The 23,442-nt window shown below is 71.1% G+C and carries 22 protein-coding genes; 11 read left to right on the plus strand and 11 right to left on the minus strand.

All coding sequences use genetic code 11. The features are described 5' to 3' along the window. Nucleotides 1-3: 3 nt before the first annotated feature. A complete protein-coding gene (locus EJC51_RS26230; protein WP_059194555.1) occupies nt 4-450 on the plus strand; it encodes a heat shock protein transcriptional repressor HspR in 447 nt (148 codons plus the stop codon). Nucleotides 451-506: 56 nt separating this feature from the next. Here EJC51_RS26230 and EJC51_RS26235 read toward each other — a convergent pair whose 3' ends face one another. Together EJC51_RS26235 and EJC51_RS26240 are read right to left on the minus strand one after the other, a co-directional pair. After that, nucleotides 507-2,168, minus strand: coding sequence for a fibronectin type III domain-containing protein (locus tag EJC51_RS26235; protein ID WP_126273332.1), 1,662 nt, complete (start codon nt 2,166-2,168; stop codon nt 507-509). Nucleotides 2,169-2,205: 37 nt separating this feature from the next. Beyond that, nucleotides 2,206-4,245, minus strand: a complete 2,040-nt coding sequence (locus EJC51_RS26240) for a fibronectin type III domain-containing protein (RefSeq protein ID WP_126273333.1) — start codon at nt 4,243-4,245, stop codon at nt 2,206-2,208. Between the two features lie 317 nt (nt 4,246-4,562). Between EJC51_RS26240 and EJC51_RS26245 the strand changes: the two genes are divergently transcribed. Next, on the plus strand, nt 4,563-5,648 hold the full coding sequence (locus tag EJC51_RS26245; RefSeq protein WP_244362857.1) for a substrate-binding domain-containing protein: 1,086 nt from the start codon (nt 4,563-4,565) through the stop codon (nt 5,646-5,648). Here the strand turns inward: EJC51_RS26245 and EJC51_RS26250 are convergent. The 4 genes from EJC51_RS26250 to EJC51_RS26265 all read right to left on the minus strand — a co-directional run bounded on the left by EJC51_RS26250 (nt 5,635) and on the right by EJC51_RS26265 (nt 9,575). Then, nucleotides 5,635-6,180 carry a DUF4352 domain-containing protein gene (locus EJC51_RS26250; protein ID WP_126273335.1) on the minus strand — a complete coding sequence of 182 codons (546 nt, stop codon included), beginning with the start codon at nt 6,178-6,180 and terminating at the stop codon, nt 5,635-5,637. The genes EJC51_RS26245 and EJC51_RS26250 overlap by 14 nt on opposite strands. A gap of 71 nt (nt 6,181-6,251) precedes the next feature. Beyond that, the gene (locus tag EJC51_RS26255; protein WP_126273336.1) at nt 6,252-7,094 is read right to left on the minus strand and encodes a transglutaminase family protein; all 843 of its coding nucleotides are present in this window, start codon (nt 7,092-7,094) and stop codon (nt 6,252-6,254) included. Between the two features lie 4 nt (nt 7,095-7,098). After that, complete coding sequence (locus EJC51_RS26260) at nt 7,099-8,031, minus strand: alpha-E domain-containing protein (RefSeq protein WP_126273337.1); 933 nt, start codon at nt 8,029-8,031, stop codon at nt 7,099-7,101. Continuing rightward, on the minus strand, nt 8,028-9,575 hold the full coding sequence (locus EJC51_RS26265; RefSeq protein ID WP_126273338.1) for a circularly permuted type 2 ATP-grasp protein: 1,548 nt from the start codon (nt 9,573-9,575) through the stop codon (nt 8,028-8,030). Before EJC51_RS26265 ends, EJC51_RS26260 begins: the two co-directional genes overlap by 4 nt. Nucleotides 9,576-9,880: 305 nt before the next feature. On the opposite strand from EJC51_RS26265, the gene EJC51_RS26270 reads away from it, so the two are divergent. Further along, a complete protein-coding gene (locus tag EJC51_RS26270) occupies nt 9,881-10,951 on the plus strand; it encodes a helix-turn-helix transcriptional regulator (protein ID WP_126277138.1) in 1,071 nt (356 codons plus the stop codon). On the opposite strand, the gene EJC51_RS26275 is transcribed toward EJC51_RS26270, so the two are convergent. Together EJC51_RS26275 and EJC51_RS26280 are read right to left on the minus strand one after the other, a co-directional pair. Beyond that, the gene (locus tag EJC51_RS26275; protein WP_126273339.1) at nt 10,914-11,891 is read right to left on the minus strand and encodes a helix-turn-helix transcriptional regulator; all 978 of its coding nucleotides are present in this window, start codon (nt 11,889-11,891) and stop codon (nt 10,914-10,916) included. The two genes, EJC51_RS26270 and EJC51_RS26275, sit on opposite strands and share 38 nt — an antisense overlap. Then, entirely contained in the window at nt 11,888-12,907 is a 1,020-nt protein-coding gene (locus EJC51_RS26280; RefSeq protein ID WP_165951244.1) for a helix-turn-helix domain-containing protein, read from the minus strand. Before EJC51_RS26280 ends, EJC51_RS26275 begins: the two co-directional genes overlap by 4 nt. A gap of 127 nt (nt 12,908-13,034) precedes the next feature. Between EJC51_RS26280 and EJC51_RS26285 the strand changes: the two genes are divergently transcribed. Beyond that, on the plus strand, nt 13,035-13,235 hold the full coding sequence (locus EJC51_RS26285) for a hypothetical protein (RefSeq protein WP_425276806.1): 201 nt from the start codon (nt 13,035-13,037) through the stop codon (nt 13,233-13,235). Continuing rightward, the gene (locus EJC51_RS26290; protein WP_059194145.1) at nt 13,232-13,567 is read left to right on the plus strand and encodes a Rieske (2Fe-2S) protein; all 336 of its coding nucleotides are present in this window, start codon (nt 13,232-13,234) and stop codon (nt 13,565-13,567) included. Before EJC51_RS26285 ends, EJC51_RS26290 begins: the two co-directional genes overlap by 4 nt. Before the next feature lie 173 nt (nt 13,568-13,740). On the opposite strand, the gene EJC51_RS26295 is transcribed toward EJC51_RS26290, so the two are convergent. Then, on the minus strand, nt 13,741-14,157 hold the full coding sequence (locus tag EJC51_RS26295; protein ID WP_126273342.1) for a pyridoxamine 5'-phosphate oxidase family protein: 417 nt from the start codon (nt 14,155-14,157) through the stop codon (nt 13,741-13,743). Between the two features lie 144 nt (nt 14,158-14,301). Between EJC51_RS26295 and clpB the strand changes: the two genes are divergently transcribed. Together clpB and EJC51_RS26305 are read left to right on the plus strand one after the other, a co-directional pair. Then, nucleotides 14,302-16,899, plus strand: a complete 2,598-nt coding sequence (gene clpB / locus EJC51_RS26300) for an ATP-dependent chaperone ClpB (RefSeq protein WP_126273343.1) — start codon at nt 14,302-14,304, stop codon at nt 16,897-16,899. A 126-nt stretch (nt 16,900-17,025) separates the two neighbouring features. Next, on the plus strand, nt 17,026-17,568 hold the full coding sequence (locus tag EJC51_RS26305) for a YbjN domain-containing protein (RefSeq protein ID WP_126273344.1): 543 nt from the start codon (nt 17,026-17,028) through the stop codon (nt 17,566-17,568). Nucleotides 17,569-17,581: 13 nt separating this feature from the next. Here EJC51_RS26305 and EJC51_RS26310 read toward each other — a convergent pair whose 3' ends face one another. Together EJC51_RS26310 and EJC51_RS26315 are read right to left on the minus strand one after the other, a co-directional pair. Continuing rightward, nucleotides 17,582-18,772, minus strand: coding sequence for a hypothetical protein (locus EJC51_RS26310; protein WP_399579340.1), 1,191 nt, complete (start codon nt 18,770-18,772; stop codon nt 17,582-17,584). A 70-nt stretch (nt 18,773-18,842) separates the two neighbouring features. Further along, a complete protein-coding gene (locus tag EJC51_RS26315) occupies nt 18,843-20,033 on the minus strand; it encodes a pyridoxal phosphate-dependent aminotransferase (protein WP_126273345.1) in 1,191 nt (396 codons plus the stop codon). A 260-nt stretch (nt 20,034-20,293) separates the two neighbouring features. Between EJC51_RS26315 and EJC51_RS48260 the strand changes: the two genes are divergently transcribed. The 4 genes from EJC51_RS48260 (at nt 20,294) to EJC51_RS26335 (ending at nt 23,357) form a co-directional block, all read left to right on the plus strand. Further along, on the plus strand, nt 20,294-20,473 hold the full coding sequence (locus EJC51_RS48260; RefSeq protein WP_207924806.1) for a hypothetical protein: 180 nt from the start codon (nt 20,294-20,296) through the stop codon (nt 20,471-20,473). A 4-nt stretch (nt 20,474-20,477) separates the two neighbouring features. Further along, nucleotides 20,478-20,723, plus strand: a complete 246-nt coding sequence (locus EJC51_RS26325; protein WP_126273347.1) for a hypothetical protein — start codon at nt 20,478-20,480, stop codon at nt 20,721-20,723. A 364-nt stretch (nt 20,724-21,087) separates the two neighbouring features. Continuing rightward, the gene (locus EJC51_RS26330; protein ID WP_126273348.1) at nt 21,088-21,606 is read left to right on the plus strand and encodes a DUF2617 family protein; all 519 of its coding nucleotides are present in this window, start codon (nt 21,088-21,090) and stop codon (nt 21,604-21,606) included. 107 nt (nt 21,607-21,713) lie between these two features. Further along, nucleotides 21,714-23,357 (plus strand): polyamine aminopropyltransferase, encoded by a 1,644-nt coding sequence (locus tag EJC51_RS26335; protein ID WP_126273349.1) that lies wholly within the window; start codon nt 21,714-21,716, stop codon nt 23,355-23,357. Nucleotides 23,358-23,442 lie beyond the last annotated feature (85 nt).

Here is a 23,442-nt window from a genome sequence, read left to right on the forward strand (position 1 = left end):
GTGATGGACGGCCGTCGACGCAACCCGTACGAACTGACCGAGGAGACCCCGGTCTACGTCATCTCGGTGGCGGCCCAGCTCTCCGGCCTGCACCCGCAGACCCTTCGCCAGTACGACCGCCTCGGCCTGGTCTCCCCGGACCGCACCGCCGGCCGGGGCCGCCGCTACTCGGCCCGCGACATCGAACTGCTGCGCACCGTGCAGCAGTTGTCGCAGGACGAGGGCATCAACCTGGCCGGCATCAAGCGCATCATCGAGCTGGAGAACCAGGTCGCGGCGCTACAGTCCCGCGTCGCGGAGATGGAGGCGGCACTGGAAGGTGCCGCCGCCGCGATGCGGCAGCGGGAGGCGGCGGTGCACGCGTCGTACCGGCGTGACCTGGTGCCGTACCAGGAGGTGCAGCAGACCAGCGCGCTGGTGGTCTGGCGGCCGAAGAAGGCCAAGGACTAGGCAGACGCACGAGAGCGGGGCCCGGAGGTTCGTCCTCCGGGCCCCGCTCGCGTATGTCACCGCCCGCTGAAGAACTCCAGCGAGGCGGACTGGGACCCGACCCGGCCGTAGTGGTCGACGGCGTACACGGTCACCATGCAGGGCCCGTTGTAGGGCGCGACCCAGGAGATCGACCCCGTGGTCGACAACTGCGTGCCGCTGTCACCGCACGCCCCGGAGATCTCCCAGGAGTACCCCTTCAGCAGCCGAGCCTCGTCCCCCGCGCCCGGCGCGGCGGTCACCTGGATCGCGGAACGGCCGGGTATGCCGTTGGTGACCAGCGTCAGCTGCGGCGCCTTCGGGCCGACGGCCGTGGCCTTGGTGACGCGCTCGGCCGAGACCTGCTCGGAGGGCAGCGACTCCAGGCCGTCCGCGGCCACGGTGGCGACGTAGTAGTACGCCTTGCCCGCGGGAGCGGTCCGGTCCTCCCATCCGGTGCCGTTGGTGGCGCCGATGGCCGTCCAGGCACCGGTGGGGCTGGTCCGGCGGTAGACGTGGTAGCCGCCGACCTCGTCGGGCGACGCCGTCCACGTGACCATCGTGAGGTCGTCGGCGGGCGGCTGCGTCGCGAGGCCGGTCGGCGCGGCGGCCGTGGAGGCCACGTCCCGGCTCGCGGACACTCCGTCCGAGTCGGGCGAGACGTTGGCCGCGGTGTCGACAGCCACCACGGAGAAGGCGTAGGGCACGCCCGCGTCGTCGGCCGGCACCGGGGCGTTGAACGAGGTCCCCACCACGAAGTCCGGCCCGTCCGGGTCCGGTTCGCCCTTGCGGTAGGTCCACACCTCGTAGTGGTCGATGTCCGTCGACACGGAGGCCTGCCAGGTCAGGGAGACCCCGGCCGTGGTGCCGTCCGCCGTGAGACCGGTGATCCCCTTGGGCGGGGTGCGGTCGACGGTGGTGACGCCCTGGTCGGTCGTACCGGTGGAGGTGTTGCCCGCCTTGTCGTAGGCGCGGACCTCGTAGTAGTACGTCTCGCCGGTCGCCGCGGGAACGTCGGTGTACGACGTCGAGGTCGTCGTCGCGAGCGGGGTGCTCCCGAAGGAGGCGCCCTTCAGGCGGCGGTAGACGCGGTACCCGGCGAGGTCCATCTCCTTGTTCTTCGCCCAGGTGAGCTTGGCCTTGCCGGTGGCCTGGTCGTACGACACCGAAGCCCCGGTGGGGACAAGAGGCTTGACCTTGTCGACCGTCGCCGAGGTGCGGGGCGTGTAGGCGAACTTGACCTTGGCGCTGCCGGTCCAGTTGACGTAGTCCACGCGGAGGGTGTGCTTGCCGGAGGGGATGGTGACGTTCACGGTCTTCGACACGGTGGTGGAGGTGTTCTTCCACAGGTCGACCTTGCGGGTGCCGTCGACGTAGACGCGGATGCCGTCCAGGCCGCTGGCCGCCAACGCGAACGGGCCACCGGAGCCGAAGTCCCGTGTCACCGACCACCGCACGCCGAAGTTGTTCGACGGCAGGCCGGAGACGGGGGAACCGCTCCAGCTCTGGTCGATGGCGTTGTCGCAGTCGGTCTTCTTCGGGGTGCCGGAGAAGGTGGTGTTGGCGAAGAACTGCCGCTTGAAGACGGGTGAGGTGCAGGTGGTGGCGGCGGAGGCGGGCGTGACGGTGAGCAGGGTGCCCGCCGTGGCCAGGACGACCGCGCTCGCGGCGGCGGCCGTCGTGAAGCGAGGGTGGTTCATCGAGTCGTGTTCCTCGGGTTCTTCGGGGGCTTCGGGGTCAGACGAGGTCCGGACGGATCTGCCAGGGGTGTGCGGCGGCGGTCTCGGTGCCGTCGGACAGGACGCCGACGACCCGGTAGTACGAGATCGAGCCGAGCGGCATCGTGGCGTCGGTGTAGGACTGGTAGAAGACGCCGTCCTTCGGGGCCACGGTGGCCAGCAGGTCGTAGGTCTGCGTCTCGGCGTTCCAGCGGCTGACGCGGTACTCGGTGACGTCCGCGCAGACGTCGCCCGAGCAGTGCCACAGGACGTTCTTGCCCTGCTCGGGCATGGTCCAGCCCCCGCTGCCCCACAGCGCGCCGGAGTCGGCGCCGATGGGCTCGCCCGGGGTGATGGTCAGCTCGGTGGCGTCGACGACGGTCCAGGGCGAGACGTTGCCCCACTTGCCGACGGCGTAGACCGCGTAGGCGGCGCTCTCGCCGTCCGGGACGCCGATGCACAGGGCGGTCAGCGGCTCGGTGGTGCTCCGCGTGCAGGGGTCCGTCGCCTTGAACGAGCCGTCGGCCTGGCGTACGCCTCGCGCGGCCCAGTAGTGGTCGATGTCCTCGTCCGTGGACGCGTTCCAGCGCAGCAGCATGCCGTCGGCGCGGGGCGTCGCGGTCAGGCCGGTGACGGGCGCGGGCGGGACACGGTCGGCGGTCGTCACCGTGACGGGCGCGGAGGGGGTGGACTCGTTGCCCTGCCAGTCGGTGAAGGTGACGGCGTAGGTGTAGGTCGTGGCGTACGCCCAGGTGGGGTCGTCGCAGTCGAACACGTAGACGCCGCCCGCGCTGTCGAGCGTGGTGAGGTAGTCGCAGTCGAGGCGCTCGGCGTCGGCGCCGAGGGTGGTGCCCACGGAGCGGTACACGGTGAAGCGGCCGTCGTTGTCCAGCTCGTCGCGGGTGTGCGCCTCGGGCGTCTTCCAACTCACGTGCACGTCACCGCGGTTGGGGACCACGTCCAGTCCGATCGGCGCGGGCGGTGCGGTCCGGTCGATGCCGTCGGAGGTGACCGGCGCCGAGTACGGGCCGGGGTTCCCCAGCGCGTCGAGGGAGCGCACGACATAGGTGTGCAGCGTCTCGTCGTGGCCCACGTAGTGCAGGTAGGAGGTGCCGGCGAGCGACTTGAGCAGGGTGTACGAGCCGGTCGCCGCGTCCTTCTCGAACACCTCGTACCCGACCGCCCCCGGCACGGCGTCCCAGCCCAGCACCATCCCGTGGAGATCCCCGTGCGCACTGAGCCCGGTGGGCGCGGCGGGCCCCGTACGGTCCGGCGTCGTCACCCCCTGGTCGGCGGTGCCACCGGAGACGTTGCCGGCGGTGTCGTAGGCGCGGACCTCGTAGTAGTAGGTCTCGCCGGTGGCGGGCGGGGTGTCGGTGTACGAGGTGGAGGTGGTCGTGGTGAGCGGGGTGCTGCCGAAGGAGGCGCCCTTGAGGCGGCGGTAGACCCGGTACCCGGCGAGGTCCATCTCCTTGTTCTTCGCCCAGGTGAGCTTGGCCTTGCCGGTCGCCGCGTCGTACGACACCGACGTGCCCGTCGGCGTCAGGGGCTTGACCTGGTCGACGGTGGCGGAGGTACGGGGCGTGTAGGCGAACTTGACCTTGGCGCTGCCGGTCCAGTTGACGTAGTCGACGCGGAGGGTGTGGCTGCCGGAGGGGATCGTCACGTTGACCGTCTTGGAGACGGTCGTCGACGTGTTCTTCCACAGGTCGATCTTGCGCACGCCGTCGACGTACACCCGTATCCCGTCGAGGCCGGAGGCGTTCAACGCGAACGGGCCCCCGGAGCCGAAGTCCCGCGTCACCGACCACCGCACGCCGAAGTCGTTCGACGGCAGACCGGAGACGGGGGAACCGCTCCAGCTCTGGTCGACGGCGCTGTCGCAGTCCGTCTTCTTCGGGGTGCCGGAGAAGGTGGTGTTCGCGAAGAACTGCCGCTTGAAGACCGGCGAGGCGCAGGTCGTCGCGGCGGAGGCGGGGGCGGCGGTCGTGGTGAGCAGACCGCCGGTCACGGCGAGCACGGCGGCGGACGTGATCGTCGTGCGTCTGGCTGGGTTCATTCGATCCTCTGAGCGGATGGGGAACGGTCGGCGGAAGCCGTCGTGATCACGACTCGTGAGGAATGGAGTTGGTTGTACGGATCTTTGCCTCCGCTGTGCCTCCGTTTGAATGGAGGGTCCGTAAAGGGCGTTTGGAGGGGGTTCCGTCATCTCTTCACATAACAAGCGGAGCGTGGCGTTGCGCACTCGTTAAGTGGTTCCGCTTGACGCTGGGGGGCGTCGCCGCGTTGGCTTTTCAGTCATCTGGGTCGCAAAGCTGCGCCCGCGTCCGGAAGGCACCAGAAGTGAGCTCCCCAATGCGTCGTACCGCCATATGCATGGCCGTGTCCTCGATGGCCCTGTCGCTGACCGCCTGCGGGGCCCTGGGTGTGACGGGGGACAGTGCCGACGCGAGCCCGACCAAGGGCAACGACGTCACCGTCGGCGTGCTGATGCCGGAGACGACGAACACGCGCTACGAGAACTTCGACTACCCGATCATCCAGAAGAAGGTCGCGGAGCTCACCAAGAAGGAAGGCCGGACCGTCTACGCCAACGGCGAGGCGGACGCCAAGAAGCAGGCGGGCCAGATGCAGAAGATGATCGACGACAAGGTCGACGTCATCCTGCTGGACGCCGTGGACTCGCACGCCATCGCCCCCATGGTGAAGAAGGCCAAGTCCGCCGGCATCCCGGTCATCGCCTACGACCGGCTCGCCGAGGGCCCCATCGACGCGTACGTCTCCTTCGACAACGAACTCGTCGGCGAGGTGCAGGGCCGCACCCTCATCGAGTCGCTGGGCTCGGACATCGACACCTCCGACAAGATCGTCATGCTCAACGGCTCGCCCTCCGACCCGAACGCCGGACAGTTCAAGGCGGGCGCGCTCTCCGAGATCACCGGCAAGGTGTCGATCGCCAAGACGTACGACGTCGACGGCTGGAAGCCGGCCATCGCGAAGAAGGACATGGCCGAAGCGATCTCGGCGCTCGGCAAGGACAACATCGCCGCCGTCTACTCCGCCAACGACGCCATGGCCGGTGCCGCCATCGAGGCGATGGAGGAGGCGGGCATGACCGACCTGCCGCCCATCACCGGCCAGGACGCCGAACTCGACGCCGTGCAGCGGATCGTCACCGGCGAGCAGTACATGAGCGTCTACAAGTCCTACCCGCTGGAGGCCGAGGCCGCCGCCGAGATGGCCGTGGCGAAGATCCAGGGCAAGGACATCCTGTTCGACTCGCTCACCCAGGACCGTGTCGACAGCCCCACCGACAAGGAGATCCCGGCCCAGCTGGTGTCGGTGTCCGCGCTGACGAAGGCCAACATCAAGAGCACGGTCGTCGCCGACGGCATCTACAGCGTGAAGCAGATCTGCACCGCGAAGATCGCTTCCGCCTGCGCCCAGATCAAGTTGAACTAGCGGTCGGCGGGGTGGGCGTCAGCGGGATGAACAGCCCGTTCGGCGCCCGTCCGATGGGCTTGGTGCTGGTGAAGCTGGTCGGGTCGTTGTCGCCGGACACCCGCAGGCCGGTGACCTTCGCGCCCTTCGGGACGTCGTACCAGAGCTCGACCTCCATGAGGGTGTGGCCGCCGAGCCGCACCTTCTCCGACTGGCGGCGCACCGCCATCGCGAAGGCGTCGGGCCGGGAGCGGTCGCCGGTGACGCCCGCGATGCGCTGCCGGGCCGACTCGTAGGTGTGGTAGTTCGGGTCGTTGTTCTCCACCCGCAGCCGTGCGGAGCAGAACTGTCCCTCCGGCGGGGCGTCCGCGTGGGAGCCGGTCACGCCCGTGATCCCGCAGTGCAGGGTCAGCAGGGTGAAGGTGAGGTGCCCGTCCTTGTGCGGCTTCGCAGCCGTGCTGCCGGGGTCGTCGCCGTCGTCGCCGCAGCCGGCGACGAGCAGCAGGGCGGTCAGGGACAGTGCCAGGAGCCTGATCGGGCGCGCTGTCGGCATGACGGCGATTGTGCGCCCTCCGCCCCGGAAAGGGGAGAAGGGCGACACGGGTCGCTGTCGCTTCCGGGGGCTCACGCCACCCGCGTGAACTCCACCGTCACCTCCGGCGGCCCGCCGGGCACGCCCCGGTAGATGCCCTTGTGCGGGGTCACGTCGTCGTAGTCCCGGCCGCGGCCGACGACGACGTGCGACTCGTCGGCGCGGGTCCGGTTCGTCGGGTCGTAGCCGCACCAGTCGCCCGCCCAGTACTCGATCCAGGCGTGGCTCTGTCCCGCGACCGGGCGGTGCAGCTCCGCGTCCCGCTCGGGGTGGAGGTAGCCGGAGACGTACCGGGTCGGCAGGCCGAGGCCCCGCAGCAGGGCGATGGTGACGTGGGCGATGTCCTGGCAGACGCCGGCGCCCTGTTCCCAGGCCTCGGCCGCGGAGGTGGTCACGCCCGTGGCGCCGGGGAGGTAGGTGACCCGGTCGGCGACCAGGGCGGAGACCGCGACGGCCGTCTCGTGCGGGTCGAGGCCGGCGGAGGCCTTCCGGGCCTTCTTGAGGAGCTTCGCGGGGACGGTCGTACGGGCGGTGGGGCCCGTGAACTCCAACAGGCGGGAACTCGCCGTACTTTCCGACAGGTCCGCCCAAGTCGGCGGCTCGGGAAGGGCGTCCGGCGGGGCCGTCTCCACCAGGCTGGAGGCCGTGATGGTGAGGTCGCCGTGCGGGTCGAGGAGGTCGAAGCCGGTGACCTGGGTGCCCCAGTAGTCCCAGTACGACCAGGTCGAGGTGGCCGGGCTGACGGTGACCCGGGAGTCCAGGGTGGTCTGGCCCGGCAGGGTCAGCGGGGTCATGCGGACCTCGTTGTGGGAGGAGGCCGCGGGCTGGGCGTACGACACCCGTGTGACGTGCTTGATCCTCAGGCGGCGCGCCATCTGCTCACGCCCCTTCCTGGGCCCAGATCACGGGCCCCTGGTACGGGAAGAACCGCTCCGCGACCGCCTCCGCCGAGGCCATGCAGGCCTGTTGCAGGTCGCCGAGGAGGGCGGGGAGCTGGTCCTGGAGGGCGGTCAGGTCGAGGTATTCGAGGCGGGTGCGCAGGCGTCCGATCGGGCGGCGGGCCGGGTCCTGGCGGGGGCGGCCGAGGGCGCTGAGGCACTCCTCGGCGGTGGTCAGGGCGTGCAGCGCGGAGCGCGGGAAGTCCCGGTCCAGGAGCAGGAATTCGGCCACCCGCGCGTTGTCGCCGAAACCGCTGTGCACGCGCGCGTACGCCTCGTCGGCGCCGGACGCGCTCAGCAGCGTCGTCCAGTCCGGCGCGTGGGCGGCGTCCAGCACGCGCACCGACAGCAGCCGTACGGTCATGTCCACCCGCTCCAGGCTCCGCCCGAGGACCACGAACCGCCAGCTGTCGTCCCGGCTCATGGTGGAGTCGGCGAGCCCGAAGAACAGCGCGGCACGGGCCCGTACGAGTTCCAGATAGGCGTAGGGGCCGGTACGGCGGGCCGCGCGGCGCTGGTCGGCGAGGGCGTGCCAGGTGGAGTTGAGGCACTCCCACATCTCCGAGGAGACGGCCTCCCGGGCGCTGCGGGCGTTGAGCCGGGCGGCGCCGAGCGCGCCCTCGATGGAGCAGGTGGAGCGGGAGTCGAAGGCCAGCTGGTCGAGGACCTGCTGCATGTCGACGCGCTCGGCGCCCGCGTCGACGCCGAGGATCGCGTACAGCGAGCGGCAGGCCGCGTCCTCGTCGCGCCAGGGGTCCTCCAGCATGCGGTGGAGATAGGCGTCGAGGATGCGCCCGGTGGCGTCCGCCCGTTCGACATAGCGGCCGGTCCAGGTCAGCGCCTCGGCTATCCGGGAGAGGATCACGTCGCTCACTGCTGCTGCGCCCCTTCCTCCACGAAGGTGGGGTTGCCGTCGGGACCGAGCTGGCGGGGTGCGACCTCGGGGAGCCCCTCGGTGCTCGGCACCTCGTCGAGTGGCTCGGCGGGGCCCTCGGCGAGTACCCAGGTGTCCTTGGAGCCGCCGCCCTGGCTGGAGTTGACGATCAGGTTGCCCTCCTGGAGGGCGACACGGGTGAGGCCGCCGGGCAGCACCCAGACATCGTTGCCGTCGTTGACGGCGAACGGCCTGAGGTCGATGTGGCGCGGTGCCATCCGTTCTCCGGCGAGAGTGGGGGAGGTGGACAGCGCGACGGGCCGCTGGGCGATGAAGCCGCGCGGGTCGGCGAGGACGGCTTCCCGGGTCCTGCGCAGGGTCTCGGCGTCGGCCTTGGGTCCGATGACGATGCCCTGGCCGCCGGCTCCGTCCACCGGCTTGATGACGAGCTGGTCGATCTGGTCGAGGACGGCGTCGAGCTGGCCCGGTTCGTCGGGGCGGAAGGACTCGACGTTGGGGAGAATCGGTTCTTCGCCGAGGTAGTAGCGGATCAGGTCGGGGACGTAGGTGTAGAGCAGTTTGTCGTCGGCGATGCCGTTGCCGACGGCGTTGGCGAGGGTGACGTTCCCGGCCATCGCGGCGCTCATGATGCCGGGGCAGCCGATGACGGAGTCGGGCCGGAAGTGCAGCGGGTCGAGGAAGTCGTCGTCGAGACGCCGGTATACGACATGCACCGGCACCTCGCCGCGCGTGGTCCGCATCCAGACGCGGTTGCCCCGGCAGACCAGGTCGTGGCCCTCGACCAGCTGCACGCCCATCAGCCGGGCCAGCAGGGCGTGTTCGAAGTAGGCCGCGTTGCTGGGGCCGGGGGTGAGGACGACGACGCGCGGGTCGTCGGCCCCGTCCGGAGCGGCCTTGCGCAGCGCGGCGAGCAGCTTCTGCGCGTACCCGTCGACCGGCACGACGTGCTGCTCGGCGAAGAGGGAGGGGAAGATCCGGGTCATGGCCCGCCGGTTCTCGATGACGTACGAGACACCGCTGGGCACCCGGACGTTGTCCTCCAGCACCCGGAAGTCACCGGCCTCGTCCCGCACGAGGTCGATGCCGGCGACGTGGATGCGCACCCCGCCGGGTGGTTCGACCCCGTGCGCCACCCGGTGGAAGTGCGGGGAGTTGAGGAGCAGCCGCCAGGGCACGACACCGTCCTCGAAGGCCCGGCAGTGCCCGTAGGCGTCGCCGAGATAGGCCTCCAGGGCCCGCACGCGCTGCGCGACCCCCCGTTGTATGAGATCCCACTCCAGGGCGTCGAGGATCCTCGGCACGAGGTCCAGCGGCCAGGGCCGCTCCTCGCCCGCGAAGGCGTAGGTCACGCCCCGGTCGGTGAACGCCCGGGCCATCTGGTCGGCCCGGAAGCGCAGTTCACTCGGCTCGATCGGCTGAAGTGCCGCCAGCACCGGCTCATAGGCGGTCCTGACCTCACCCGGCCGCACAAACATCTCGTCCCACGCGTCGGCCAACGCGTACGCGTCAAATATGTCCGCCATGAGGGGACGTTAGATGCGGTGCGTAACGCGGCGATCACCGGCGGATTTCCGGCAGCTCACGCGGAGAAACGGGTTCCGCGGGGCGTGCGGCGGGCGCGGACGGGGACCATCAGCTTGTTGCAGAGCGGCGGCCGGAGGCCGGACGATTGTGGGGTAAATCAGTGGTTTCCCTCGGTCACACCGGGACGAGCCGTGTTGCGGAGCTGGTCTGGTCCGCGCATAGTTGCGGAGCCGTAGGGGTGTGTCCGTGCCACGAGCGCGCGCACGCCGGGCACATGAGGCGGGAACCGGGGGTGGGCTGGGCGATGGCCGGGCACGCGGCGGACGAGCATCCACACGGTGCTGACCGGCTGTGCGAGGCCGGGGATCGCGTGTATTCCCGGGCCGTACGGCGGGGCCGGGTGCCGCGCGAGGACGCGGAGCCGGTGCCGTGCCTGCTGGAGCTGGCCCTGCTGCACCCCGACCCGGACGACATGGACTGGCTGGTCCCCACCTCCCCGCAGGAGGTCATGACCCGCCTGCTGCGCGGGGTCTACGACGAGGTCAGCGCGAGTCAGCGGCGGATGGGCTCGGCGGTGGCGGCGTTCGAGTGGTACGCGGGCCTTGACTCGCAGCTGGCGTCGTCGGCGATGGCGGACCGCTCCGCGATCCGGGTCCTCGACGGGCTGTCCCGCATCCAGGCGGCCATGGACGAGGCGACGCAGGCGTGCACGACGGAGGTGCTGACGGTCCAGCCCGGCGGCATCCGTCCCGAGCACGAACTGACCGAGGGCCTGCACCGGGCGCTGGCGCTGCGGGGGCGGGGCGTGCGCATGCGCGACCTCTACACGCACGTGGCGCGGCACGGCCAGGGCCTGCTCAACTACCTGGAACTGATGGGCGACGCGGTCCAGGCCCGCACCCTCGACGAGGTCATCGACCGGCTGATCCTCTTCGACCGCACGGTGGCGTTCATCCCGGCGAACGCGGACCGCACGCTGGCGCTGGAGCTGCGGCACCCGGCGCTGGTGGGCTTCCTGGCGACGGTCTTCGAACGGCTGTGGCGGCTGGCGATCCCGCTGACCGCCCCGCTGCCCGACACCGGCATCGAGGGCATCTCCAACCGGGAGCAGTCCATCGCGGCGCTGCTCGCGGAGGGGCACCAGGACGCGGTGATCGCGGAACGGCTCGGCATAAGCGTGCGTACCTGCCGGGCCCACATCGCCCGCCTGTCGGAGACGCTGGGCGCGGCGAGCCGCACGCAACTCGGGGTGCGTATCGCGCAGGTGGGGCTGGACGGTCCGCCGCGGCCCACGGGTGGCGGGGGTGCCGGGGGAGTGGGCAGTGTCGGGGGCGCCCTCACGCTCCCTGATCAAGAATCCCGGAGCGTCCGATGAGGTAGCCGAGTTGGGCGCGGCTTTCGCTGCCCAGCGTCGCGGCGAGTTTGGCGATGTGCTCGCGGGCGGTGCGCACGTTCATGCCGAGCCGGTCGGCGATGACGGCGTCGGTGTGGCCCTCGACGAGGAGGGCGGCGATGGTGCGCTGGCGGGCGGTGACGCCGTCGCGGGAGGGCGGCTGGACGGCCCGGTGCATGGGCGTGGCCAGGTGCCACAGGCGGTCGAAGGTGACGGCGAAGTGGCCGATCAGGACCGGGTGGCGGATCTCCAGGGCGAGGGTGCGGCTCTCGTTGGCCGGGATGAAGGCGACGGTGTCGTCGATCACGACGAGGCGTTCGGTGACCTGGTCGAGGGTGCGTGCCTCGGCGTTCCCGCGCAGCTGTTCGTAGCGGGCCGTCACGGCGGGGGAGTGCCGCTGGGTGTGCTGGTAGAGGGTGCGGATGCGGCCGCCGCGGTCGAGCAGGGCCTGGTCGCGGTCCAGGCTCCTGGCCAGTCGGCCGGCGGGGTTGTGGCCGTCGTAGGGCTGGACGGCGAGCAGTTCGCGGGAGGCTTCGGCCATCGCGGCGGCGATCGCCTCGTTGATCCGGTCGATGCCGCTGATGACGCTGAGCGCCGGGGTGTCCGCCGATGCCGTGCGCGGTCCCTCGATGCGCAGGAGCGGTTCGAACGTCTCGGCCAGCCGTTGCTCGCGCAGCCGTTCACCGGCGACGCGGTCCGCCGAGGCACGCAGCAGCCGCTGGAGCGCGACGGCCGGCGCGACGGGCTCCAGCCGGCCGGGATTCCCCACGGCCGGGTGCAGCAGCCCGAACTCGACGAGACACGGGGCGGCCTCGGCGGCGGCGCCGTCCACCTGGCCCTCCCGCAGGGCGCGTGCGTAGAGCTCCGTTCCCGCCGCGCACAGCTCCTCCACACCGTGCTCCGGGTGCGGCGCCCGCGTCACTCGCCCACTCCCTCCTGCTTCAGGATGCCCGACTCCGCGATGAGGTAGCCGAGTTGGGCCCGGCTGCCGCTGCCCAGCGCCGAGGCGAGCTTGGCGATGTGGGCCCGGCAGGTGCGGACGTTCATCCCGAGGCGCCGCGCGATCGCCTCGTCGACGTGGCCCTCGACGAGGAGCTTGGCGATGGAGTGCTGGATGTCGGTGATGCCGTCGGGGGCGGTCTCGTAGGGGGCGCCGGCGCTCAGCGGCACCGCGCGGCCCCACATGAACTCGAAGACCTTGATCAGATAGCGGACGAGCCCCGGGTGACGGAGTTCGAGGGCGACCTCCCCGTCGTCCCGCGTCGGGATGAAGGCCACGGTCTCGTCGCAGATGATCAGCCGCTCCACGAGTTCGTCGATGGTGCGGTACTCGACCTTGCCGTCGGTGAACTGGGCGACGTACGCCAGGGTTTCCGGGCTGTAGCGGGCCGGGTGCTGGTAGAGGGTGCGGATGCGGCAGCCCCGCTCGACGAGCGGCCGGTCGCGTTCCAGCCCCTGGGAGAGGGTGTGTTCCAGTCGGCGGCGCATCGGCTGGACGGTCAGCATCTCGTTCTGGCACTGGGCGGTGGCCAGATCGAGTGCCGCGTTGATGCGGTCGAGGCCCTCGAGCACCGTGATCGAGTGAGTGGTTCCCGTCGACTGGGCGCTGAGCGTCATGAACGGCTCGAAAGCTTCGGCGAGCTCGATCGACTGCCGGCGCCGCTGGGTGATCTCGTCCTCGATCGGATTGAGCCGCTGCGCCAGCGCGATCGACGGGGGCACCGGGCGCAGCCAGTTCGCGTCGTCAGGGTCGGGATGGAGGAGGGCGAACTCCATCAGGCACGGGGCAGGCTCGACGTCCGCACGGGCGATACGACCAGTGCGAAGAGCGTTCCCATAGAGACGGCGACCCTCCTCGCACAGTTCGGTCACCGCGTGAGGATGTGTCTGCTTAGTCTCATTTATTGCCAAATCTCCACCCCCCAGGGTCCTGAACATGCAGGAACATGATGCACCGATTGTGTGGCCATGACGTGCCGGAATGGGCCATCGTCGTATTCAGCGGGGGAGAGGTGACCTTCAAATGAGGACGAAGCCGACTATGCATAAGAGAATGCTTCGCTCGGTGCTTGCCGCCGCCTTCTCCACCGTTGTGGCCATCGGGGCGCTGAGCGGCCTTGCGGGGACGAAGGGCGATGTTCAGGCGGACAGCACCTGGCGTCAGAAGATCGTGGCCGCGGACAGTACATGGGTCGTCGTGGCGGCTGAGAAGCCGCTCGACAGCACATGGCAGACGGATGACAGCACCTGGGCCGTGGAGTCATGACCACTCCCCCCGACGACCGCTCCTTCCGTCGTGAAATGGCCACCGCCTATCGCTCCGGCTGGCACTTCATCGACCTGGTCACCGCGATCCCCCACTCCGGTGACTCGTTGATGGTGACCGTCTTCGGCGAGCCGGTCGTCGTCACCCGCGACGACGACGAGGACGTCCGGGCGTACCGGTGTCTGCGGCGGCCTCGGGGGGCGCCGCAGCCTGTGCGGTGTGCCATTCGGTACGGAATGATCTTTGTGAACCTCGACCAACGAGACCATCGGCTGGTGGAACCGGAATCCCCCACCCCACGGACCATCTCAGCCACCCCCCGCAGTGCCTGACGCGATTCCCCCGTCGTAACAGATCGCTCAGGCGCTTCCCCCCGCAGCGGCGTCACCGTGACCTGAACACGGTGACGCCGCTGCAGTTTTGAGGGACATTTCCGGGTATCGGCCCTTTCTGGCCGTTGGCTGAAAATCGCCAGCGACGCCTGCGGTGCTCGCGGGGCCGCCGCTCAGCCGCGCCCCAGCGCCCGCGTCAGTTCGATCTCGATCACCACCCGGGACGGGTTCGGCGACGGCGTGCGCTCATAGCGCTCCGCGTACCGCCGCTCGGCCTCCGCCACCCGCTCCGGATCGGTCCGGACGTACGCCCGCCCCTCCAGCGTCGCCCACCGTCTCCCGGCCACCTGGCACACCGCGACCAGCGCCCCGGAAGGGCCCGCCGCCCGCACGTGCCCCACCTTCGCGCTCGACTTGTTCGTGATCACCCGAGCGAGCCGCGCCTCCGGGTCGTATGTCACTCCGACCGGCACCACGTGCGGACTGCCGTCCGGGCGCAGGGTCGTCAGGGTGCACAGGTGCCGTTCCCGCCAGAAGCTGAGGTAGAGCGGGTCCGGTGCGCCGGGGTCCTGGGTGTACGTCGTCGCCATGCCCCGGAACTTAACCCCGGCAGAAGGGGAACCCGGTCCCCGACCCCTCCCGGGCCGCACCTTGAGTGGAATAGACTCAACTTTGTGTACGTTGACTGAGTCAGACTCAGGAGAGCCGCCGACATCGAGGAGGAGTACGGACACGTGGACGCCGAGCTGACCAACCGGAGCCGGGACGCGATCAACGCGGCCGAGAAGCGCGCCGCCGCCGAGGGGCACCCCGACCTGACCCCCGCTCACCTGCTCCTGGCTCTGCTCCAGGGGCAGGACAACGAGAACATCGTGGATCTGCTGGCCGCCGTCGAGGCCGACCTCGCCGCCGTCCGCGCCGGAGCCGAGAAGATCCTCGCCGGTCTGCCCAGCGTGACCGGCTCCACCGTCGCGCCCCCGCAGCCCAGCCGCGAACTGCTCGCCGTCGTCAACGACGCCGCGACCCGTGCCAAGGACCTCGGTGACGAGTACCTCTCCACCGAGCACCTCCTCATCGGCATCGCCGCCAAGGGCGGCCAGGCCGGGGACGTACTCTCCTCGCAGGGGGCCGACGCCAGGAAGTTGCAGGACGCCTTCCAGAAGGCGAGGGGAGGAAGAAGGGTGACCACCGCCGATCCCGAGGGCTCCTACAAGGCCCTGGAGAAGTTCGGTACCGACTTCACCGCCGCCGCGCGCGAGGGGAAGCTCGACCCCGTCATCGGACGGGACCAGGAGATCCGGCGCGTGGTGCAGGTGCTCAGCCGCCGTACCAAGAACAATCCCGTCCTCATCGGCGAGCCCGGCGTCGGCAAGACCGCCGTCGTCGAGGGCCTCGCCCAGCGGATCGTCAAGGGGGACGTGCCGGAGTCGCTGAAGAACAAGCGGCTCGTCGCCCTGGATCTGGGGGCCATGGTCGCCGGGGCCAAGTACCGCGGTGAGTTCGAGGAGCGGCTGAAGACGGTCCTCGCCGAGATCAAGGACTCCGACGGGCAGATCATCACCTTCATCGACGAGCTGCACACCGTCGTCGGGGCCGGCGCCGGCGGCGACTCCGCCATGGACGCGGGCAACATGCTCAAGCCCATGCTCGCGCGCGGTGAGCTGCGCATGGTCGGCGCCACGACCCTCGACGAGTACCGCGAGCGGATCGAGAAGGACCCGGCCCTGGAGCGCCGCTTCCAGCAGGTCCTGGTCGCCGAGCCGACCGTCGAGGACACCATCGCCATCCTGCGCGGACTGAAGGGGCGCTACGAGGCCCACCACAAGGTCCAGATCGCCGACAGCGCGCTGGTGGCCGCCGCCACCCTCTCCGACCGGTACATCACCTCCCGCTTCCTGCCCGACAAGGCCATCGACCTCGTCGACGAGTCCGCCTCCCGGCTCCGCATGGAGATCGACTCGTCCCCCGTCGAGATCGATGAACTCCAGCGCTCCGTCGACCGGTTGAAGATGGAGGAACTGGCCCTGGAGAAGGAGACCGACCCGGCCTCCCGCGAACGCCTGGAGAAGCTGCGCCGCGACCTCGCCGACAAGGAGGAGGAGCTGCGGGGCCTCACCGCCCGCTGGGAGAAGGAGAAGCAGTCCCTCAACCGGGTGGGTGAGCTGAAGGAGAAGCTCGACGAACTGCGCGGGCAGGCCGAACGCGCCCAGCGCGACGGCGACTTCGACACCGCCAGCAAGCTGCTGTACGGCGAGATCCCCACCCTGGAACGGGACTTGGAGGAAGCCTCGCAGGCGGAGGAAGAGGCCGCCAAGGGCACCATGGTCAAGGAGGAGGTCGGCCCCGACGACATCGCCGACGTCGTCGCCGCGTGGACCGGCATCCCGGCCGGGCGCCTCCTGGAGGGCGAGACCCAGAAACTCCTGCGCATGGAGGAGGAGTTGGGCCGCAGGCTGATCGGCCAGACGGAGGCGGTGCAGGCCGTCTCGGACGCCGTACGCCGCACCCGCGCCGGCATCGCCGACCCCGACCGCCCGACCGGCTCCTTCCTCTTCCTCGGTCCGACGGGCGTGGGCAAGACGGAGCTGGCGAAGGCGCTAGCCGACTTCCTCTTCGACGACGAGCGGGCGATGGTCCGCATCGACATGTCGGAGTACGGCGAGAAGCACAGCGTCGCCCGCCTGGTCGGCGCGCCTCCCGGCTACGTCGGCTACGAGGAGGGCGGCCAGCTGACGGAGGCGGTGCGCAGGCGCCCGTACAGCGTGGTGCTGCTGGACGAGGTGGAGAAGGCCCACCCGGAGGTCTTCGACGTCCTGCTCCAGGTGCTGGACGACGGTCGGCTCACCGACGGCCAGGGCCGTACGGTCGACTTCCGCAACACGATCCTGGTGCTGACCTCGAACCTGGGCAGCCAGTTCCTGGTCGACCCGCTCACCACCGAGCAGGAGAAGCGGGAGCAGGTCCTGGAGGTGGTCCGCACCGCCTTCAAGCCGGAGTTCCTGAACCGTCTGGACGACCTGGTCGTCTTCTCGGCCCTGACCAAGGACGAGCTGAGCCGTATCGCCCGCCTCCAGATCGACCGCCTGGCCAAGCGCCTCGCGGAACGCCGCCTCACCCTGGAGATCACGGACGAGGCCCTGGCCTGGCTCGCGACCGAGGGCATGGACCCGGCCTACGGCGCCCGCCCGCTGCGCCGCCTGGTCCAGACCGCCATCGGCGACCGCCTAGCCAAGGAGATCCTGTCCGGCGAGATCAAGGACGGCGACACGGTCCGGGTGGACACTTTCGGCGACGGCCTGCTCGTGGGCCCGGCGACGGGCAAGACGCTCTGACCCCGGGTACCCGGACCCCCGGCGACCGGTTCAAGTCAGCCCTCGGCTGACAGACCCCGCCGGGGGTTGCCACCCCCCTCCCCGCATGGGGGAGGATGGCGGAATCCGTACGAAGGGAAATTCACGGTGACCATCGACCCGTCCTCGATTCCGAACTTCGGGGGCCAGCCCGAGCCGCAGCCCCAAGGACCGGCGGGCCCCGTCGTCCCGGATCAGGACCTCGTGAAGCAGCTCCTGGAGCAGATGGAGCTGAAGTACGTCGTTGACGAAGAGGGTGACCTCGCGGCGCCGTGGGAGCAGTTCCGTACGTATTTCATGTTCCGGGGTGAGGGTGACCAGCAGGTCTTCTCGGTCCGGACGTTCTACGACCGGCCCCACAAGATCGACGAGAAGCCCCTGCTGCTGGAGTCCATCGACGACTGGAACCGCCGCACCCTGTGGCCCAAGCTCTACACGCACACCCACGACGACGGCACCGTCCGCCTCATCGGCGAGGCGCAGATGCTGATCGGCACCGGGGTGAGCCTGGAGCACTTCGTGTCGTCGACGGTCAGCTGGGTGCGGGCCGCGATCGAGTTCGACAAGTGGCTCGTGGAGCAGCTCGGCCTGGAGCAGGAGATCAACGACGCCGACCAGCCGGACAGCGACGGCGACGGCGACGACGCGTAAGACGTAGCCGTCTCTACAGCGGCGTGTCCGCCAGTACGACCAGATACGCCCCGTAGGCGAAAGAGAGCCCGGCCAGGGCACCGGTCACCACGACCGCGTGCCAGGGCCGGGCTCTCGCCGTGCGGACCAGGGCCCGGGCCGGCGGGAGCAGCAGTGGGAACGCGGGGAGCAGGAAGCGCGGCTTGGACTCGAAGAAGCCCGAGCCGCCGAGGGTGATGAGCAGGAGTACGGCGGTGTAGACGGCCAGCGGGAGCGGTGGGCGGTCCAGCAGGAGCAGGGCGTACAGGAGGACCGCGACGGCGACGATCAGCAGCGTCATCGGGAAGACCAGGCGGTCGCCCTGGAGGACGAGGTGGCGGGCGAAGCGCAGGGAGCCCCGGCCGAAGTCGAAGCTGGAGCCCCAGCCGCGCTGCACCGCGAAGTAGCCGCCGAGCAGATCGCCCTCGCGGTGGCCGACCCAGAGGACGTACGCCGACCAGCCGAGCGGGGCGAGCGCCGCGCCCGTCCACAGGCTGTGGGTAACTTTTCCGCCCCGCCGCAGGGTCCGGAAGATCTCGTACGCCGCCGTCGCCAGCACCGCCGCCGCCACCGCGAACCCGTTCGGCCGGGCCAGCCCCGCCAGCGCGGCCAGCGTGCCCGCCCACAGCCAGCGGCCGGTGAGCACGGCGTACAGCGACCAGGCGGCGAACGCGGTCAGGACGGGTTCCGTGTACGCCATCGACAGCACGACCGAGTGCGGCAGCAGGGCCCACAGGAGGACGAGGGTGGTGCCCACGGCCCGGCCGTGCAGGCGGACGCCGATCGCGTAGATGCCGCACGCCGCCACCGCGGCCGCCGTCCAGGAGACCAGCAGGCCCGCCGCGCCGCCGCCCAGCGGGCTGACCGCGGTCACCGCGCGCACCAGTGCCGGGTAGAGCGGGAAGAAGGCGAGGTCGCTGAAGACGACGCCGGGGCGGATGTGGAGGGTGCGGCCGTAGCCGTGCGCGGCGATGCCCAGGTACCAGCGGGAGTCCCAGGACCGGCCCAGCAGGGTGAGCGGGTGGTGGCCGGTGGCCCAGGCGGTCGCGGCGAGCACGGCCAGCCCGGTGAGCCGGGCGGCGGCGAACAGGCCGAGCGCCACCGCCACGGGGTGGCGTGGTCGGATGCGTTCGGTGGTGCCGGGCTGTGCGACGGCGGGCGGCGCGAGCGTGCTGACAGGGGTCACATCAGCACATTGCATAAGAACTCAGGCATAAGCGAGCATCATGCCCCAGTGTCCGACCGCCCGGGTCGCGTCAGCCCGCCAGCGCCTTCAGGCGCTTGACCGCCGCCTCCAGCACCCCCGTCTGCTTGCAGAACGCGAACCGTACGAAGGGCGCGCCCGCCTCCCGGTGGTCGTAGAAGACCGCGTTGGGGATGGCGACGACCCCGGCCCGCTCCGGCAGCGCGCGGCAGAAGGCGAAGCCGTCGCTCTCGCCCAGAGGGCGGATGTCGGTGGTGATGAAGTAGGTGCCGGCGGTCCGGAACACCCCGAAGCCCGCCTCCGCCAGACCGCTCGCGAGCAGGTCGCGCTTGGCGCGCAGGTCCGCGCGGAAGGCCTCGAAGTAGCTGTCCGGCAGCGCGAGGGCCTCGGCGACCGCGTACTGGAAGGGCCCCGAGGCGACGTACGTCAGGAACTGCTTCGCCGAGCGGACAGCGGTGGTCAGCGCGGGCGTGGCCGTGACCCAGCCGACCTTCCAGCCGGTGAAGGAGAAGGTCTTGCCGGCCGAGCCGATCGTGACCGTGCGGTCCCGCATGCCGGGGAAGGTCGCGAGCGGGATGTGCTCGGCGTCGTCGAAGACCAGGTGCTCGTACACCTCGTCGGTGACGACCAGCAGATCCCGCTCGACCGCCAGCTCGGCGATCGCGGTGAGCTCCTCGCGGGTGAGGACCGTGCCGGTGGGGTTGTGGGGGGTGTTGATCAGCAGCAGCCGGGTCCTGTCCGTCACCGCGGCGCGCAGCTCGTCGAGGTCGAGACGGAAGCTGTCCCCGTCCGGGCGCAGGGTGACCGGGACCCGGGTGCCGCCCGCCATCGCGATGCACGCCGCGTAGGAGTCGTAGTACGGCTCGAAGGCGATGACCTCGTCGCTGGGCTCCAGGAGGGCGAGCAGGGCGGCGGCGATGGCCTCGGTCGCGCCCGCCGTCACCAGGACCTCGGTGTCGGGGTCGTACGTCAGTGCGTACCGCCGCTGCTGGTGCGCGGCGATCGCGGTGCGCAGCTCGGGGACGCCCGGGCCCGGCGGGTACTGGTTGCCGCGTCCGTCGCGCAGCGCCCGCACCGCCGCCTCCCGGATCTCCTCGGGGCCGTCCGTGTCGGGAAAGCCCTGGCCGAGGTTGATCGAGCCGGTCTGCACGGCGAGGGCGGACATCTCGGCGAAGATCGTCGTCCCGAACTCGGCGAGCCGGCGGTTGAGGTGCGGGCGTGCGGTGGAGGTCATGCCGGTCATCCTGCGCCCAAGCTCTGGATTCGCTCAACTCTGCTTTGGCTGATGAGACGCCGGGGCATCTCCCTCGCACGCAGGACCCGAGGCGCCCACGGGGGGTCGTCTCGGGTGACACGGAAGGAGGGTGACGCCATGGTCTTCGGCATCATCCTGGCATTCGCTTTCATCGGGTTCGTGGTCACGGTCATCGCGAAGGCGAGCAGGGGGAGCTCGCACCGGGCGCGGGCGGGTCGGCGCGGCGGCAGCCGCAGCGGCAACAGCTGGTGGGCCGACGGGGGGTCCAGCAGCAGCGGGTCGTCGTGCGGCTCGTCCTCGTCTTCGTCCTGTGGTTCCTCCTCGTCCTGCGGGGGTGGCTCGTCGTGCGGCGGCGGGTCGTCCTGCGGCGGCGGGGGCGGTTGCGGCGGCGGCAGCTGACCCGCGGCCGGGGGGCGGAAGGGGGGTGACGCCGTGATCACGGCTCTCGTCATCGTCCTGGTGGCCCTGTACTGGGGCCTGATCGCGTGGCTGATCAGATGGTCCGTCCGGCGGAAGCCGGCTCGGCGGCGCGGGTACCTCTTCGGGGGTTCCGGGGGCGGCGTCGACACCAGCGGCAACAGCTGGGCGGACGGGGGCGGGGACAGCGGCGGCTCGTCGTGTGGCGGCGGGTCGTCCTGTGGAGGAGGCGGTGGGGGCGGCTGCGGAGGAGGCGGCTGACACGAGGTGGCGGCGATGTCGCCGTGAGCCGGGCCCGCACGGGGGTGGGGCCCGGCTTTTCGCGCCCGGCGTGCGGATGCCCCGGCGTACGCCCTGGCGGGCCCGGCGTGCGCCGTGGTTGAACAGTTGAACTGTGGGGCCCTCTGAGGGATGGAAACGCCACGAAGTTGGGTAAAAACGCTGTGGCGGCGCCACAGTTCATGATTCCCTCTAAATCACCAAAGCGGGCCCTCGGCCGTCCTCCGGACACTCCAGCTGTGACATCCCGACCGGGCCGACCGGGCCGAATCCCCGCCGGTGTCGACCCGGGCGCGCCGGCGCCCCCCCACACCGCCCTTTCTTTGCGTGCTAGCGGAGCCGATCCATGCTCACGACCCTGAACACCTCCTACACCGACACGCGCGCGGCCGACCTCGCCTGGGCGCTGGGACGCGAGCCGCTTCCGGCGCTGGCCACGCTCGACCTCGAACTGGCCGGGTCGACCCTCCAGCTGAGACTCCTCGGCGCGTCCCACCAGGTCCTCCTGGAGGAGGAGCGCGGCACCTGTTCGGAGACGGTGGCCTGCATCCCCGGCAGCAGCACCCCGCTGCCGCTCGGCGTCGCCAAACGGGTCGGCGACTGGGAGTACGAGTTCGCGGCGCGCGTGGAGGTCCTCTCCCCGGGCCAGTTCGCGGGCCGCGCCCAGGAGTTGCTGGCCCTCGTCTCCGACCACCCGCACGGCCTCGCGGGCGTCTTCCCCGGCAGCCCGCACGCCTTCACGGCCCTGCTCGCCCAGCGCCACGAGGGCCAGGTGCTGTGGCGGACCTGGCACGCGTACCCGCAGGACGGCCAGTTGGTGGCGACGCGGACGAAGGTCGGCGTCAAGGTTCCTGCCGCGCTCTAGAGGCCGAGCCACCGCATCGGTCGCGCAAACCCCGGCCCGCCCCTCGGCGGTGAGTTCCACACGTGTGGGTGACGAAGCGTGCCGTTGCAGTGACGTACCGTCGCAACGTGATCGAACCGCACGCGCCCGCCCCGCCCGGCACAGCGCCGCCCTGGCCGGGTCCTGTGCGGCTTCCGGTGCGGCCCGGGGTCGGGCGGTTCCTGGTCCTCGCGGGGGTGTTCGTCTGCGCCGCGTGCGGACTGGTGTACGAACTCGAACTCGTCGCCCTCGCCTCGTACTTGATCGGCGACTCGGTCACCCAGGCCTCCGTCGTGCTGTCCGTGATGGTCTTCGCGATGGGCGTCGGCTCGCTGCTCGCCAAACGGCTGCGCCGGCACGCGGCGGCCGGGTTCGGCGCGATCGAGGCCGCGCTCGCCCTCGTCGGCGGATGCAGCGCGATGGCGCTGTACGCCGTCTTCGCCTGGACCGGCGACTGGGGCGGCCTGTGGGCCAACGGACCGCGCTGCCTGCTGGTCGCGTTCTCCCTCGCGATCGGGCTGCTCATCGGCGCCGAAGTCCCCCTGCTGATGGAGCTGATCCAGCGCATCCGCCGCCAGGACGCGGGCGGCGCGGTCGCCGACCTCTTCGCCGCGGACTACGTCGGCGGTCTGGTGGGCGGCCTCGCCTTCCCCTTCCTCCTGCTGCCGATGCTGGGCCAGCTGACCGGCGCCCTGATCACCGGCACCGTCAACGCGATCGTGGGCGGCGCCCTCGTCCTCGGCCTGTTCCGCCGCGACCTGAGCCGCCGGGCGCGCTGGCTGCTGGTGATCGCCAACCTCGCCGTGCTCGGCGTCCTCGCCGCGGCGGCCGTACTCGTCGACGACTTCGAACGCGCGGCGCGACAGGCGGTGTACGGCGACGACGTGCGCGTGGCCCTCCAGACCGACGTCCAGGAGGTCGTCCTCACCGGCGGCACCCGCGGCCGCCCCCTCGACCTCTTCCTCGACGGCCGCCTCCGGGTCAGCGGCCGCGACGAACGCCGGTACCACGAGGCGCTGGTCCATCCCGCGATGAACGGCCCGCACACGCGCGTGCTGATCCTCGGCGGCGGCGACGGACTGGCGGCGCGCGAGGTCCTGCGCCATCCGGACGTCCGCCGCGTCGACGTCGTCGAACTCGACGCCGGGGTGGTGCGGCTGGCCCGCACGGACCCCGCCCTCGCCGCCCTCAACGGCCACGCGTACGCCGACCCGCGCGTCCATGTCGCCACGGCCGACGCCTTCGGCTGGCTGCGGCAGGCCCGGCCCGCCGCCTACGACGTGGTGATCGCCGACCTGCCCGACCCGGGCATCACCGCCAGCACCAAGCTGTACTCCCAGGAGTTCTACGGCCTCGCCCACCGCGCCCTGGCCCCGGGCGGCCGCCTCGTGGTGCACGCCGGGCCGGTCTCCTCCCGCCCCCGCGTCTTCTGGACGGTCGACACCACGATGCGCGCGGCGGGACTGCGTACCGTGCCCTACCGCGTCGGCGGGCGCGACGAAGGGTTCGCGGCCGGCCCCGACCGGGTGACCGGCGCCTCCCTCGCGCCCCGGGACTGGGGCTTCGTGCTGGCCGCCGCCGATACGACGCCCTCCCTCGGCCTCGACCCGCACGCCCCGCCGCCCCGCACCCTGACCGGCGCGTCCCTCGCGGCGGACGCCCGCACGGTCGCCCCCACCCGGATCACCGGCATGCCGCCGTCGACGCTGGTGCACCCCGAGTACGCGAACTGACGAGCACACGCGCGTGAACGGCGGCCCGCCCCCTCCCCGGGAGGGACGGACCGCCGTTGCTTCCCCCGTTGCCCCCGCCGCGGCT

The organism is Streptomyces aquilus (genome assembly GCF_003955715.1).
GTDB classification, from domain to species: Bacteria; Actinomycetota; Actinomycetes; order Streptomycetales; family Streptomycetaceae; genus Streptomyces; species Streptomyces aquilus.

What these genes read in the sequence shown, in the direction of transcription:
- EJC51_RS26255 (WP_126273336.1), bottom strand. Translation starts at nt 7,094, where the DNA reads ATGGCGCGCCGCCTGAGGATCAAGCACGTCACACGGGTGTCGTACGCC.
- EJC51_RS26315 (WP_126273345.1), bottom strand. Translation starts at nt 20,033, where the DNA reads ATGACCGGCATGACCTCCACCGCACGCCCGCACCTCAACCGCCGGCTC.
- EJC51_RS26270 (WP_126277138.1), top strand. Translation starts at nt 9,881, where the DNA reads ATGGCCGGGCACGCGGCGGACGAGCATCCACACGGTGCTGACCGGCTG.
- EJC51_RS26330 (WP_126273348.1), top strand. Translation starts at nt 21,088, where the DNA reads ATGCTCACGACCCTGAACACCTCCTACACCGACACGCGCGCGGCCGAC.
- EJC51_RS26295 (WP_126273342.1), bottom strand. Translation starts at nt 14,157, where the DNA reads ATGGCGACGACGTACACCCAGGACCCCGGCGCACCGGACCCGCTCTAC.
- EJC51_RS26245 (WP_244362857.1), top strand. Translation starts at nt 4,563, where the DNA reads ATGGCCGTGTCCTCGATGGCCCTGTCGCTGACCGCCTGCGGGGCCCTG.
- EJC51_RS26280 (WP_165951244.1), bottom strand. Translation starts at nt 12,907, where the DNA reads ATGTTCAGGACCCTGGGGGGTGGAGATTTGGCAATAAATGAGACTAAG.
- EJC51_RS26290 (WP_059194145.1), top strand. Translation starts at nt 13,232, where the DNA reads ATGACCACTCCCCCCGACGACCGCTCCTTCCGTCGTGAAATGGCCACC.
- EJC51_RS26250 (WP_126273335.1), bottom strand. Translation starts at nt 6,180, where the DNA reads ATGCCGACAGCGCGCCCGATCAGGCTCCTGGCACTGTCCCTGACCGCC.
- EJC51_RS26235 (WP_126273332.1), bottom strand. Translation starts at nt 2,168, where the DNA reads ATGAACCACCCTCGCTTCACGACGGCCGCCGCCGCGAGCGCGGTCGTC.
- EJC51_RS26230 (WP_059194555.1), top strand. Translation starts at nt 4, where the DNA reads ATGGACGGCCGTCGACGCAACCCGTACGAACTGACCGAGGAGACCCCG.
- EJC51_RS26240 (WP_126273333.1), bottom strand. Translation starts at nt 4,245, where the DNA reads ATGAACCCAGCCAGACGCACGACGATCACGTCCGCCGCCGTGCTCGCC.
- EJC51_RS26265 (WP_126273338.1), bottom strand. Translation starts at nt 9,575, where the DNA reads ATGGCGGACATATTTGACGCGTACGCGTTGGCCGACGCGTGGGACGAG.